General features: G+C 63.4%; 10 protein-coding genes. 3 read left to right on the top strand and 7 right to left on the bottom strand.

All coding sequences use genetic code 11. The features are described 5' to 3' along the window. The first annotated feature begins 507 nt into the window (after positions 1 to 507). A complete protein-coding gene (locus ACFYQQ_RS09775) occupies positions 508 to 2,484 on the top strand; it encodes a DNA cytosine methyltransferase (RefSeq protein ID WP_388904133.1) in 1,977 nt (658 codons plus the stop codon). Positions 2,485 to 2,614: 130 nt separating this feature from the next. On the opposite strand, the gene ACFYQQ_RS09770 is transcribed toward ACFYQQ_RS09775, so the two are convergent. From ACFYQQ_RS09770 to ACFYQQ_RS09755, 4 genes are read right to left on the bottom strand one after another with little or no spacing between them, the layout of a single operon-like run. Further along, positions 2,615 to 4,627: an AIPR family protein gene (locus ACFYQQ_RS09770; protein WP_355788226.1), complete on the bottom strand. Its 2,013-nt coding sequence runs from the start codon at positions 4,625 to 4,627 to the stop codon at positions 2,615 to 2,617. Continuing rightward, positions 4,620 to 5,627 (bottom strand): PD-(D/E)XK motif protein, encoded by a 1,008-nt coding sequence (locus ACFYQQ_RS09765; RefSeq protein WP_355788229.1) that lies wholly within the window; start codon positions 5,625 to 5,627, stop codon positions 4,620 to 4,622. Before ACFYQQ_RS09765 ends, ACFYQQ_RS09770 begins: the two co-directional genes overlap by 8 nt. Further along, complete coding sequence (locus ACFYQQ_RS09760; protein WP_388904131.1) at positions 5,624 to 8,461, bottom strand: Z1 domain-containing protein; 2,838 nt, start codon at positions 8,459 to 8,461, stop codon at positions 5,624 to 5,626. Before ACFYQQ_RS09760 ends, ACFYQQ_RS09765 begins: the two co-directional genes overlap by 4 nt. 46 nt (positions 8,462 to 8,507) lie before the next feature. Beyond that, entirely contained in the window at positions 8,508 to 9,983 is a 1,476-nt protein-coding gene (locus ACFYQQ_RS09755) for an ATP-binding protein (protein WP_355786135.1), read from the bottom strand. A gap of 888 nt (positions 9,984 to 10,871) precedes the next feature. Here ACFYQQ_RS09755 and ACFYQQ_RS09750 point away from each other — a divergent pair. Then, positions 10,872 to 11,588 carry a hypothetical protein gene (locus ACFYQQ_RS09750; RefSeq protein WP_355786133.1) on the top strand — a complete coding sequence of 239 codons (717 nt, stop codon included), beginning with the start codon at positions 10,872 to 10,874 and terminating at the stop codon, positions 11,586 to 11,588. A gap of 175 nt (positions 11,589 to 11,763) precedes the next feature. Beyond that, a complete protein-coding gene (locus ACFYQQ_RS09745; protein ID WP_355786130.1) occupies positions 11,764 to 11,889 on the top strand; it encodes a hypothetical protein in 126 nt (41 codons plus the stop codon). Positions 11,890 to 12,629: 740 nt separating this feature from the next. Here ACFYQQ_RS09745 and ACFYQQ_RS09740 read toward each other — a convergent pair. From ACFYQQ_RS09740 to ACFYQQ_RS09730, 3 genes are all read right to left on the bottom strand, one after another. Continuing rightward, complete coding sequence (locus ACFYQQ_RS09740; RefSeq protein ID WP_355786127.1) at positions 12,630 to 12,785, bottom strand: hypothetical protein; 156 nt, start codon at positions 12,783 to 12,785, stop codon at positions 12,630 to 12,632. 253 nt (positions 12,786 to 13,038) lie between these two features. Beyond that, positions 13,039 to 13,680: a hypothetical protein gene (locus tag ACFYQQ_RS09735; protein ID WP_355786124.1), complete on the bottom strand. Its 642-nt coding sequence runs from the start codon at positions 13,678 to 13,680 to the stop codon at positions 13,039 to 13,041. 22 nt (positions 13,681 to 13,702) lie between these two features. Further along, the gene (locus ACFYQQ_RS09730; RefSeq protein ID WP_355786121.1) at positions 13,703 to 14,353 is read right to left on the bottom strand and encodes a hypothetical protein; all 651 of its coding nucleotides are present in this window, start codon (positions 14,351 to 14,353) and stop codon (positions 13,703 to 13,705) included. Positions 14,354 to 14,360: the final 7 nt, after the last annotated feature.

Here is a 14,360-nt window from a genome sequence, read left to right as displayed (position 1 = left end):
TCGCCATTTGAGCCTCCGTTCAAGTCTGTGATCGTTCTACAGTCGGGCTGTGGCCACGAGATCGGCCCGACTTACGGAGGCCCAAGAAGCCGCTGGCTGATCGGGGACAGCGTTGGGCCAGGCGAAGGCAGCACGTGCGGCGAGGGTGGGGGCAGCAGACGCTGTGGTTGCGGCGTCGATGAGGGAAAGCAGCCCGGTGATCGAACTTGCCTCCTGCTTCGGGGCTTCGTCGGGACCGGCGGCGTTCGGGGACGAGTCGCCGTGCAACGAGACGGCGGTGAGGAGTGACCCAGGGGGTGTCCTCTAACATGGGGTACCTCAAGAGGGAGAACGCCGCTACGAGTTACCCCCGTGGAACGGTGAGTGAACCGCGGTGTTCGCCGGGCAGGTCACCCGTGTAACACTCGGGGCTTCACAGCGGCGCGGACCGGCCGGAAGCCTTGCCTCCGCAGTGTCGTGCGTGATCTCCTGGAGCTCGTTCAGGTCGGTAGGTACGGAGGTTGGGTCGTGGCGAAGGAAGAGGGGGCGAAAAACACATATGGCGTGCCCTTGGAGCGGAGCGACTACCTCAAGCTGGAACAGCACAGGCATCACTGTGAACCGGAAGAGTTCAGGAAATGGGTCCAGTCCGGTTTCGGAAAAGGTAAACGTCTGGCTGTTGACCTCTTCTCGGGCGCTGGTGGGCTGAGCCTCGGCCTCGAGCGGGCTGGCTGGACCACTGCCGCAGCCGTGGACTTCGATGAGCGGGCTCGCGAGACTCATGCAGCGAACTTCCCGGGAATGTCTCTTTGCCTCGACCTCGGAGACGATGAACAGCGAAGTGAGTTCGTCCGGCGAATCGTTGACTCCGGAGCCGAGATCGACATCGTGGCGGGAGGCCCTCCCTGTCAGCCGTTCAGTCGCGCCGGACGCAGCAAGATCCGGCACTTGGTCGAATACCACAGCCGTGACCCACACGATATCCGCAAGGAACTGTGGCGTGCTTATGTCGATGTGGTGGAGCGGCTCCTTCCGCGTGCCGTCCTTATGGAGAACGTCCCGGACATGGGGCTCGGCGATGATTTCAGTGTAATCCGCATCATCGAAGCAAAGCTTGAGAGCCTCGGGTACGTAACTCAAGTGCGTCTCGTCGACGCATGGAACTATCGCGTTCCGCAGCACAGGAAGCGTCTGATCCTTCTTGCACGTAGAGATGGTGGCAGCTTCCCGTGGGGTAAGCCGACGAAGCAGACCACGCTTCACGATGCTATTGGCGACCTTCCCGCTCTCAATCCCAAGGCTTTGGAGCCGGTAGGCGCCCGAGTTCTCGACTACGACGAGAAGCTGGAGCCGAGGCCTTCTCCCTTCGTTATGGAGATGCGTAGGAAAGCACATGCAGGTGTAATCCATGACCACATGACGCGGCGGGTCCGTACTGACGACTTCAAAATCTTCACCATCATGGATTCCAAAACCCTCTACTCCGAGCTTGACGAGAAGCTGGGAGACGATGAGAAGGAATTCCAGAGGTACGACGCGGAGCAGTTCACGGACAAGTACAAGAAGCTCGACTGGAACGAGTTGAGCCGCACCATCACTGCGCACATCGCCAAGGACGGCTACTGGTACATCCATCCTGAAGAGCCACGAACGCTGACCGTGCGTGAAGCTGCCAGGATTCAGACGTTCCCGGACCGCTTTCGGTTTGCGGGTACTCGAAGTGACGCCTTCCGGCAGATCGGCAATGCCGTTCCCCCGCTGCTGGGTGAAGCCGCAGCCCGAGTCCTCCTGCCGCAAGATGTCCCTGCGGGGGACGAGGCCGCGGACAAGTGGCCGAAGGTACGTGAAGAGCTCACCCGGTGGGCCAAGGAGCAGCGCGCCGGTAAGCAGTGGTACCAGTTCCCCAGCGGCCGGAAGATGAAGCCGCTCGGGGCTCTCGTCATGGCGGTGCTTGCGGGAAGCAAGTTGCACCCGAGGCAGCTCGCTAACGTGATGGACGATGTCGCTGGACACAAGGAACTGACTCAGGACGTCTACCTCGAACTCCTGAACGAGGCGCCGACGGCAGCAGTCCGCAAGCGGCTGGAAGCGCGACTCGGTCCTGTTGTTGACAAGGCCGAGGTTTGGGCGAATGCGGACTCGGTCCTTGACTACAGCAACGTGATGGGGCTCAAGCCAGCTGAGCTCGCATTGTTCAGGCTGTTGGCTGGCGGCGACATCATGCTGGTCACCCAGAGTGCGTTGCGTGTGGCTGCGAGGGTGCAGCAGAACCAGTCACACCTGACCAACCGACTGACCGAAGGGCGGCTCAACCTCGTCAAGCTTCTCGGCGCCGGCCGTGACGCGCCTGTGCGCATGGCCGCCATCAGGTTCATCGGTGAGAACCTGTGTCGGGACAAGCAGCCCGTTTGCGGAAGCTGCCCGCTGAGCGACTACTGCCCGACCCGCCCGCAGGAAGACGCAGGAAGCGCAGCCACCTTCGATGCGGCGCTGACTGCAGGCTGACAGTGTTCTCTCAGGAGAACGGGGACGCTGTGGCTTTGCGTCAGCCCTAACTTCGCATCCCCAGATGCGCACCACGGTCCATCCGGCGTCTGTGTAACGGCAGTCCCAGCCTGTCCCGGGACTGCCGCGCTCACGCCGTTTCGTGGTCGACGGGCACGGGGTGGAATCCATGCCGCAGGGCCTCTTCGTAGGCCTCCATCGCCTGTCGGGCTTGGGCCCCGGTGACTCGTCGCCCCTGGGACAGACGCTGCGCGACACGGTCGGCGACCTGCCTGTCCACGGCGCGCAGGACCCGACCTTCGCGTGCCCAGTCTGCGAGAGCCTGCCACTCCTCGCTGGGAATGTCCTCGACGGCGGCTTCGGCCTCGTCGGCCTCTGTGCCCTCGGGGGAGGCGATCTCGAAGGGCTCGGCCGTGAGCTCGGCGGCCAGTACATCGGGGAGTGTCCACGGGATGCGGGACACCTCGTCCCAGCAGTCGGGCTTCTTCGCCCACTCCGACACGTGCCGGTCGGCGGAGATCACCGTCTCCATGATCAGGGGACAGAGTTCGTCGAGGGCGTCCCTCAGGGCGTCCGTGGTGCCCTGCTCATTCCAGATCCTGTCGAGGTCGATCCGCTTCTCGGCGGCGAGCGAGAGCCGGGCGACCATATAGGTCGTGATCAGCCGTTTGTGGCTGCCAGCGGAGTGTGTACGGGCGATCCGGTCGGCAGCCTGGAAGAGGAGGGCGGTGGCTATGGCGCGCTTACAGTACTGCACGTCCACGACCGGATCAGACTTCTCGATCCGCTCCATGAAGTGGGCGAAGTTCTTCTGGGCGCCGCGGCTCACCCAGTACGGGAGCTGTTCCCAGGAGTGCACGAAGGTGGCCAGGTCGGACTTACTCAATCTCTGCCGCGTCGGCGTGATCAGCTTGAACTTCCGCTGGGCCGCGCGGGTCTCGTACTCGGCGGACTTGTCGGTGTACTGGCCTCGGGCCCGCTCGTAGAACCATCGCGTCTCCTGGCCGCTGCCGTCGGCAGCAGGAGCCCACAGGCTGCGGGAGACACGCTCGAAGGCGACGTGGAACTCGTGGTTCGAACTGAAGTCGACCAGCGTCACCTTGTTTTGGGTATTGGAATACTGGGAGATCTTCGGAACGATCTCGGACAAGTACGCGGGATCGACGATCGTGAGCTTCATCTGGACCTGGACCCCATCCAGGTCCTTCCTGTCACGGGTCAGGACGTGGTGCAGCGAGGCGGTGGTCTGGCCGCCGTTGACGATCTGGAGGCCGGTCATGCTCCTGATGGCGACGGGGCTGCCGGCCTCGTCGGTCTCGAAGTCCACGTCCGAAGCGGTGGCCGTCACACCGTTGTTGTAGGCGAGGAACTTGCCCGGCGCGTTCAGCAGAGTCTCGCGGATGCCTTTGTTGACGGCACCGCGGGCTTGGAGGAATGACCGGACGTTGAGTTCGAGCAGCCGGGTCCGGTGCTCCTTGTACAACTCGGCCAACTGCCGACCCGGAATCACGGTTAGGACGACCGAGTAGTTCGGCTCCTCGCTGTGAGCCGCCAGGCAGGGAAGGGGATGCGCGAAGGTGACCTTGATGGGCTCGCCGATGCTCCCGGAGGTCTCGTGCCTGTGGAGCCGCGCGAGGTCCCAGAGCTCGTAGGAGACGGGGATTCCCTGGAATTCCGTGGGCTCCGGGGCGCTCGTCGTGCTAACGCGGTTACTCAGGGCGAAGAGGCGGATCTTCGGAACGTTTGACAATGCCTTTTCCGCTCCGACGCACATGTCGTGCACGTTGGTGTCGTCCACCTGATTGGGACGGATAGCCCCGTGCTTCCCTAGGAACGCGAACAGCCTGCGGAAGAGCCCGTCGGACTCGGCCTTCGTCAGCTTGCTACTCAACGGGGTCAGGCTGAAGTCCGTGGTGTAGAGGTCGAGGCTGGACCCGTCCCCGGGCAGGCCATAGCCGTAGATTTCCAGTCCCCGGGAGGAGTAGTAGGCGAGTGCTGCGTCGCTGGAGACCCCAGCTTCCTCGAGGATCTCGAACACGTACTGGGTGAAGGTGTTCGGGTTCGATCCGTCGGCGGCGTCCGTCAGCGCCTGGATGTCTGCAACCAGCGCGCTGGAGTACTCGTAGAGATCGTGCTCAGCCATGGGTTCCTCGGATCAGGTCAAGCACTGTCTCGGCGGACACACTGTGGGCGGCCAAGGCCGACACGTCGATTGTGTAGGTGCAATTGCCGACTCCGGGCGGCAGTTGGGCCTCGGTGATCCGGGGGAACCCCTTCCCTACAGTCCAGAACTCACTGCGGCGCAGGGTGTAGCGATCGTGATCGTAGAGGTCACGCTGGTTCGGCAGATAGCCGGCCTGGACCAGCAAGCTCTCGAAGCGCTGGGAAGCGGACGGTGAGGTCAGAAGGGCGCGTATTTCGTCCACCAAGGTGTTCAGACTCATACCGAGACCCCGCTGCCGGTCGTCGAGGATTACGTGGGCTAGGGCGAGGGGCGTCGAGTCGGCCGTGTCCAACTGCCGCTCGCTCGCGATCTGGACTGTCTGGGGAGAACGGGCCGTTGTCGCCTTCACCTCGACCGCGGCACCGGGCAGTTGGAAGTCCTGGTTTGTCTGCCGCGGTCCGGTCCAGGAGCTGACAGCTGTGCGCTGGTCGACAGTCGGCAGTACGTACTCAAGGAGGAAGTGGAGTTCGCCGAAGAGGCCGCACCGGGCCTGTCGGGACAGGCCTTCACGTGACACGGAGCGTAGGAGCTGCTGCCATCGGACGTAGCGGCGAACTGCCGCCTCTGCCGCCGTCTCGGTTGTCGGTGCGTCCCGCACCACCTCTGCGATGTCGGAGACGAGAGGGGTGAACACCTCCGTGAGTTCGTCGTCGGTGAGCATGACCTGGAGCTCGTAGTGGTTGCCTGACACCGACGACAGGTTCAGCTGCAGACCACGGGTGGCTGGCAGCTCCTGGATTTCCTGGCGTACGGTGTCAGCGGTCCTAGCGTCGGTGCCGAGCAGCAGCATCCGCCGGAGGGCGGGATGCGTCACCGATACGTGGATGTCGTGCGGGGAGTCGGCGTGGAGCCGGCGGGTGGACCTGCCCGGGGTCTGTTGGTGGGCCTCCAGCTCCTGCCACACGCTCTCGTCGATCACTCTTCGTCCTCGAAGTCGTCGAACTCCATGTCCTGCTTGAACCAGATGTCGTTTACCACGTACTCGGTCTTCAATTGTTGGTGGGAGAACGGGAAGCTGATCGCGAACCCGACCAGCGGAGCGGGAGGCTCGGGGTTCACCGGAGCGGCCTGTTCGGGGTTCCCGGGAGCGGCTGGCTCCGGGGCCTCCGGAGACTTGGCCACCTCGGCCGGGCTGAGTGGATACAACAGAAGCAAAGGCTGGTCAGGCCGGCGCTGGTGACGGAGTGGCCGACCGCGTGGGGTATCGGGGTCGAGCGCTTCGCCCTTCCTGTTGAGCTTTCCCTTCGCGGCCTCTTTCGTGGCCTCCCGCGCACGCTTTTTCTGCTCGTCGGTCAGGTCACAGAGTTCGTCGGTGGGGCTGAGTACGCGTTTGATCGTGTAGCGGCCGCGAACAATATCCGAAGCCTTGGAGTGGCCGCGGGTGATGAGGCCGACGGAATGACCTGCAATCCCGACCTTCTTTCCACCGGGCAGTCGGCTGGCGAGGCGGATCGTCCAGTTGCCCAGCTCACCTTGCTTGGCGCACTGGCGTACGTACTCCGCGATGAAGGCTGGCCGCACCCGCTGGGCCTGCCGGTCGGTGAGGTAGAAGTCGAGGAACCCCTCGGTGACGTCCGAGGCGGAGACGCCGCTCCAGGTGATGCTCCCGCTTCGCTTGTCCACCTTCCCGGAGGAGAGCGCGTCGAGGCGCGCGACGAACGACTCAAGGAGCTCGTAGTTGTTACGAACCGTCTTCTCGGAAAGATCGAAGATGGTCGTCTCGGGAAGTTCACCGGAGTAGCTCAGGCGCACACGCGTGCCCTGCCTCATCTTGTTGGAGGCCGTGATGCCGAGGCCGAGTGACGAGGTCCTGACCTTGAGGCCATACTCGCGGGGGGTGAGTCCCACCGCGGACATCTCCTCAACGTCACGCCGGAGTTCGTCGGTCGCTGCTGTGATCTCCGCGTACTGGCGCTGCAGCGTACGGGTTGTGTACAGCCGACACAGGTCCTCGTAACGGGGGCGGTAGCCGAACCAACGGCCCATCTGAAGCAGCGTGTCGTACGTCTTGGAGGCACGCAGGTAGTAGCTGACCGACAGCCCTTCGAGGGTCAAACCGCGAGAGAGTTTCTCGCCGCCGACGGCGATGACCGACAGGCCGGTCTCGCGGCGCTCGTAGTACTGGAGGGCGTCCTTTGCTGCACCGTTGACAGCCATCACGGTGACCTTCGCGAGGGCGGCGTGGAGGTGGAGTTCGACGTCCTCCCAGTCGAGCCTGTCCCCGTTCATGTCCTCGGTGCAGGGGACGAAGTCCTCATCCCACAGCTGGCGCAGTTCTTCCTCGAGTTCTTCGCGGGCACTGCTAAACCGATCCTGGAGAACGTCAAAGAGTAGGCGTACATGGGCGTCGATCTGATCGCGGACCTGCTGCTGCACAGCGGTGAAGCGGGTGACGTGCACCAGCATGGAGTTGTGGACCGCGACCTGCCCCCGTGCTCGACGTGCCGCGCAGGTCAGGGCGAAGGACCGGATGGCGCGCTGCAGCGACTCGGGCAGGAAGTCGGGAACCCGGTGGTAAGACTTGTGCTTGTCGGGCACCCAGAGGTCCGTGTCCTTGATGTGCTTTATGAGCGGCAGCGGCTCGATGTCCTCCTCGTCGCCGTCGGTCTGCAGACCGAAGAGACGCTCGGGACCAAGGTAGTTGGACGGTGCACGCAGTGTGCGGATGAAGCTCTCCGGGAAAAGGTCGGGGCCCAGCTCGTCATGCTCGGTGCCGGGATTGATGTAGATGTTCGCGAAGGGGGTCGCGGTGTAGCCGACGTAGGAGGCCTTCGTGAAGCTGTTGACCAACCGCCTGATGGCCTTGTTGATCGCCGACGGGTTGGTGTCGGGGTCCTTGGAGGTGTTCACCCCGGCGTTGTCCGCCTCGTCGTCAATGACGAACAAGGGGAGGTCGGGAACGACCATCCGGCCGGTCTCCGGGTCCTCCACACCGTGGTTGTCGATCACCCAGTCCCGCAGGTTGTCGATGATCCGACGGTTCTTCTTGACCACGAGGACCACCGGGACACTGCCCACCGGCACGTTCGCGGAGACCGCTGTCTTCCGGGCGAAATCCCCCTTCTCATGACTGGTGGTGAGCGACGCGGCCTTCAAACGCTTGCCATGTGACATCGCGCCAACACCGATATGACGATGTGCGTCGTCGTCCGAGCGGAACTGGTACTGGGTGTCGAACCCGAGGAGCCCTTCGTCAATACGGAGCTGAGTCTGACTGCGCAGGTCGTTGTGGATTCCGGCGAACACCACAATGAGCCGGTAGCCGGCGTCGGCTGCCTTGGCGGCGAGCCCGATGAACTGCCCCGTCTTGCCGGACTGGACTTGCCCGATCACGAGCCCGGTCCGGCGCCAAGTGCCGTCCCGCTGGGGGTCTTCCAGCTCACCGAGAACGTCGTCGGTGCTCTGGTCGAGTCGACGCACGACCTGCGGCGGTAGCTTGGCGACGCTCAGGAGGTAGCGCCGGTAACGGTCCCAGAAATCCCACTTCCGGTCGGCCTTCGCGTCAGCAAGCCAGGGCAGGTGTCCCTCGTCGTCCTTCATCGCGGAGGAATCAGCCTGGAACACGGAGGCCCGGGCCTCGAGTACCTTCCGCACCTGGCCCCGCTCCACGGTGATCCCCTGGGCAGCGAGGATGCTGACCGCAGTGTTCACGGCGAAGTCCACCTCGGCCGGCGTTGCCTGGCGGTCACCTGGCAAGAGCATCACCGCGGTCTGCTCGGCCTTCTCGAGGCTGTCTTCGGGGGTGGTGCTCACAGCGACCTCCTGAGGCTGGGCCGATTGGGAGTGGGGACCAAGTGGGTCAGGAGTTCCAGAAACCTTGCTGCTCGTCGAAGGGAGGCATGGAGCTGAGTACTTCCCGAGCGTCCTCAGGCGAGCGGCCCTGCCCAAGGAGCGCTTCGTACACTTGGCGGGCGATGTCGACGGTCTCCGTAGCGGCTGGCCCGGGACCGCCGAAGGGTTCGGGGTCGTCGACCGTGTCGGTCTCGTGAAGCATGCGGAGTGCTGTGACTGGGACTGTCTCCTCAAGGAGGCGGATCAACGAGCGGACGACGTCCGGATTGCCGCCCTGACCGTCCATCGCTGCCTTCACCAAGGGGTGTTTTCTGTTGATGCGCAGAGTGATCCGGCCGTCGTTGCGCTTCACGCTCCAGGCGAACTTCAGGGGGTCACCGTGCACCCGCGACACCACCTGACCCCGCTGCCGTGCGGAACGGGAGGCAGCCTCGCGGGTGTACCTGGCAATCCTCTCCAAGTGACGACGCAGGGAGACGGGGGGAACCACGCTTGCCTTGCGCACGTCCACGCGCCAGTCGACGTCGGCCTCCGCAGGGATGTCCACCGCGATTCGCGCCAGGTTGTACTTCTCCTCGCGCCGCAAGCCGCGGATCCCCAACCAGTCACCGGCAAGGATCAGGCGGTCACGCCGGTAGACGTAGAACCCCTGCTGTCCCAGCCATCCCCTCTGCCCAGCAGCTGACTCGTACTCGGCCTCCGATAGACGCTGTGCCGTAGGGAGGACAAAGGGCTCCACGCGCACCGACCCCGATCCCAGAGGCAGAGGCTCCCTAGGGATCCGTTGCACCGACGGGTGCGTGGAGAGGAACGGGTCCCATGGGGAGAGGTCGGAGCCGCGCACCCGGATCCGACACCGGGCCGGACGCATCAGGAAGCGGGCGAAGACCATCGAGAGATGGGCTTCGGTACGTTCCGCCTCCGCATAGAACTGAGCCTGGGTCTTTTCGTCTTCCCTGGTCACGTCAGTGTTGTGGTAGCCAGAGAGCTGCTCCCACAGGACGACGGTCCCGTGCTGCATGCTTCCCATGATCCGACGCAGGAGGGTGGTGGTCGTGTCGCCGGGGTCGCGGAGGAGCCGCCACTCCTTGCAGTGCTCCACGACGCCGAGGTCCCAGGTCCGGATGTGCCAGGTTCCGTCTTTGGCTGTGGCGACGGTGAGTTTGCGGCACTGGGAGAAGGAAGCGGACTTTAACCCCACACCGAAACGTCCGAGATCCGTGGTACTCCGCTCGGTGGACGGGCCGCGGGCCGCCACCGTCATGGCGGTCACCAGCTCAGGCTCCGTCATGCCTTTGCCATCGTCCATCACTGCGATCCACGAACTCTGGCCGTCCCACGTGAAGGCGACGTCAATGTTCTTGGCCTCTGCAGAGACGCTGTTGTCCACAAGGTCTGCGACGGCGGCGGGAAGCGAGTAGCCGAGCGAACTGAGCGACGCCACCATGCCAGCAGGATCGGGAGCAGCGACCTCGAAATCCATCTTTACGCTCCGTACCCGGTGAGTCCTGTGCGGTCGATTCGTCTGTGCGCTCCGCGGAGTGGCATGTGACAGGACCTCTCGGGCCTTGTGTGGTGGCTGTGTTGCTGCTTGTCCCACACCAGCCGAAATCCCCCGTTCGGAGCATGTTACCGAAGGGAGTTGCCTCGCGTAAGTGATCTCGTGAGCACCGCCCACCAGCGTCGCGAGGCATAACGTGCCGGCCGTTGAGATACCTGGGGCGGCTTGGAGATGCCTCGCGCACTGCAGGAGAAGCGGGAACTGGCCGTGCACATGGCGACCGCCCTGCCTAGGCGAGCGGAGCGGAGTTGGGTGAAGTCGCGTTGCGGGCGCTCTGCGGCTTCACCCAGGAGAGCTGGCCGGAGCCTGATGACGTCGACACAGACGCCATCTAGCTTCACGGATTCCACGTGCGGGACCTTCGCGAGCCCGCCCCTGCCCAGGCCGAAGGAGAGCTGGGCGGAATTGTGGAAGGCGTGGCTCCGTCACGTTGCTACACACTGAGCCCCGATGGGTCACTGGTCGAGCGTGAGGGCCTTTAGCTCATGACCTCTCCGCCTCAAAGCGACTTGCGTATGGGTGCTTCCTTGTCTGAAGTACCTGTCACCTGCGCTGATGGTCCGCAGACGTCTGTGATCGTTCGCCGTTATTCGTCAGCGTTGGTACGCAGTTAGACACCCACCGGGGCTGCGCGCGTCGCGGGTTCCGAGTGTGGCGTTTTTGCCGGAAGCGCCGCTTTCACGAGAGATGTACCGCTATCTTATCCCTGCTCCTCTGCCACCCACCTGCCACCCCTCTGCCGGTCCCTGCCGGTCTCTGCCATGGTATAGAGTGGCCTACTGGCGGCAGGGGAATTGGAGAGGAGGAGACATGGATGCAACCGTCGTGGAGGATTTTCCAGATTGGCGCGACGATCGCAGTGGTGGACTGGTGCGAGGCGCACTGTGGCTGTTGCAGGTGATCGGCATGGGGAACGTCTTCACCAAGAGCCAGCTACGGGAAGCCTTCCCTGACATCGCGCAGATCGATCGACGCATCCGGGATCTTCGGGACTGGGGATGGGTAATCGACACCAGCCGAGAAGACGCCAGCCTTGAGCAGTCAGAGCAGCGCTTCGTGAAGCCGGGCATCAGGGTCTGGGATCCGGTGGAGCGCAAGAAGAGAACTCGGGCCGTCAGCACTGCGTCCCGGCAGACGGCACTTGAGCGCGCCAAGTTCGCGTGCGAGCTGTGCGGGCGGCCAGCCGGCCACCCCTCTGGCTCCCGGCTGTATCTCACCCATCGCACGTCCCTGGCGAAGGGTGGGGACGACAGCCTTGAGAACTTCACGGTTCTGTGCAGCGACTGCAGAGCCGCCCGCGACAGTGGATGTGGGGTTTCAGAACTTGCAGCTCAGGCATCCTCGCTGCCGATTCGCGATCGAACCCGCCTGCTGACTTGGATCACTATTGGCGAGCGTCCACGCACAACCGTTGAGGACATCTGGGCCCGGTACCAGCAGCTTTCCGGTGCCGACCAGCAGCAGCTCGCCCGTCATCTGGCGCGCCTTCTCAACGAGGACACCCAGGCGGAGGATGCTACGCCCTGAGCTAAAGCGAACAAACTTCCGAAAAATACTAGCGAGCCCGTGGGCCGCCAATGGCGACCGCTAGTATGAACTACCGCTTCACCGGAACCTCTCTGAACTCTCTTCTGGGGAAAGTGAGTTCAAGCGCCAGCGGGGCTGACTAAGGGCCCGCATGGAGGTGAAGGGAGGTGGTGCGATGAGTTCCGACCCGAACGAGGAGCCCGAGTGGTCCGGCCCTGAAAAGTGGCAGGTCGCCCTCGGGGTGCTGAGTCTTCTGGTTGCGCTTGTCGCGCTTGCGGGGCAGCTCGCCCAGAGCTTCTGAGGTGAGTGCCCCGTGCGAGACGGTCGGATCGAGGTCGTGGGCGCTGCTCAAACGGCGAGCCCGGCCGCATGCTAGACGACCGGGCTCGTAAGGGCTCAGCTCTGGTTGCCGCCGGAGCTGGGCCCTCTTGCTTGTATACCCACCCAGCAAGCAACTTTTACGGCTCGCGCCGACAAAGGCAGGTTGGACGGACAACCCCTAATCTCTCACGCTGCCGGCAGCCCTATCAAGCTCGCTCAGCGAACCACCCAGATGGCACCTTCCCATCGGAGCCTCGCGCCTGCCATCACCGCTTTAGGAGAGAGGCGGGTGAGTGTGGGCGCTGACCTGGAGCTTCGATACCTGGTCGGGCTAGTGGCGGCTCGACCGTGAGGCACCCTCGTTGACCGTGGCTGACCTCTGCATCTGGCACGGCAGTGGCACGAACCTCAGCCGACGACAGCCAGCCACGACGGCGGGTGCGCCGACCGACCACGCACGCGTATGCCTCGCCGCACCCCCACCGGCCTCAGCCACGCTGCTATGCCGTCGACCAGAGCAAGCTGCGCCGGCGGAAGCGTGGGGGCGAGACCTTGGGTGATGACCTCTTCGTCCCGAAGCAACTTGGGATGCTGGCTGTCCTTGGGCTGCCGTGCCCGTTGCCTGTGCTGATGGTCTGCTGACGTCCATGGTTGTTCGCGGTTGTTCGTCGCGGTTGTCACTCAGTTAGACACGCAGTGGCGCCGCCCAGGAAGAAGCGGTCAGCCAGGCACGTCCCGTTCATCGAGGCGGATCTTCACCTGACGGTTGTGATCCGTATGCCCGATCTCCTCGCCGGAGACGGTGGCGCCCAAGGCGGGCAGCTCCATCGAGTGAGGCATGGCGGTGATCTCGGCAAGGTCGACCGCATCAGGCACGCCATCCAGCAGGAGGAAAACACCGAATGGCTGTCGGCCGATGAATCGTCCGCTTATGTGAGATCCAAGAGGCAGCGCGGAGACCGTTGCTGGCCAGCTTCGGTCAATGGCATCCGAGGCCGACACCTGGGAGCGGTCCGGCTAATTGAACTCGGGCATTGGCCAATCATGACCAGAACGGTGGGGGTTGTCGACGAGACGTCGCAACCCCGCACCGCTCAGGCCGCGAGACCAACTGACCTACTAGGCTCGCCTACGCCGGGAACTTCTTCATGAACGCTTCCACGCCGTCGAGGAAGCGCCGCACCTGGGTGTGGTCGTAGTCACCGTAGTCCCCATGCGCTGCGCTGTTCCGGAGGGCCATCCAGGTGGTGACCTCCTTCTGCTGAAACCCGTCGTACACGCCAGTCTTCTTGAGGTCGGCATTCATGGTGTCCGCCTTCTTCGGCCTGCCGGCCACCGCGGTGGTCACGTTGTTCTTCGAGCACAGGGCGCGCACGTGGACTTCGAGGGCTGTCCCCGTGATGACGGCTGCCGCATCCTTATAGCCCTTGGAGAGGAGACCATCCGCCATCTGTAGGAAGTCGCTGTAGGTGTCGGCGTGGACGAGTTCGACGACTGTCTCCGTCCACCCGGCGCGGAGGTCCTCTTTCAGAGTGATCAAAACTTTGACGTTGTGAATCAGTCTGGATCCGTCGGCCTTGCCGCAGCCTCTATTCAGCTGTTCTCGGTAAACAGAGTCTTTCGTGGACAAACGTGTGACTGCAGTCTCGATGCGGTTGGCCAACACCCCTGCTTTCACATGTTCGCCAGGCACGGATCCCTCGGATTCCAAGAATTCGACAGACTCGTCGAGCAGCTTTTCGAGTTGTTTCACCATGTCTTCGATCGCCATCGTTGTACCCCTCCTTATTGGACTACGCCGAGTGCTTCATCATGAAGGCGTGAACGCCGCGGATGAACGATGCGACCTGACCCTTGTCGTAGCTAGCATAATCCCCGTGAGCCGCCTTGTTTCGCAGGTCCATCCACGCCGTAATCTGTTTCTGCTCTAGGGCGCCGTAGATGCCAGCCTTCTTGAGATCGGCGTGCATGACGTCCGTCTTCTTCGGCGCTCCATTCGGCATGGTGATGTCTACGCCGTGCTTTACGCAAAGGGTCCGTACATGCACCTCAAGGGACGTGCCCGCGACGACCGCCGCTGGATCCTTATAGCCAGCATCGAGTAGCGTCTCGGCCATCTCTAGATAGTCGCCATGCGTATCGGCGTGCACCAACTCCACGACTGATTCGACCCATCCGGCGACCAGGTCGTCCCGCAACCCCATCGCAATGTGACGCACTCCGTTGAAGCGATGCGGTTGCGGTAGACCGCGAGCGCCTTCGAGCTGCTTCGCGTAAGAGGAACCCGGCAGAGACGCTCTTTCGATCGCTGATTCGAGACGATTGCAGAGCACGACGGCATCCTGCGTCCCTCGCTGAACGATCCAGAGATCGGTTTCTGCGTAGGCAGTAGACGAATTAATCAAGAAATTGAGTTGCTCTACCAGTTTTTGCGCATGTTTCATTGTCGGC

This window comes from Streptomyces sp. NPDC005496 (assembly GCF_042872045.1).
GTDB lineage: Bacteria > Actinomycetota > Actinomycetes > Streptomycetales > Streptomycetaceae > Streptomyces.
This window is presented reverse-complemented; position numbering and strand designations above follow the sequence as displayed.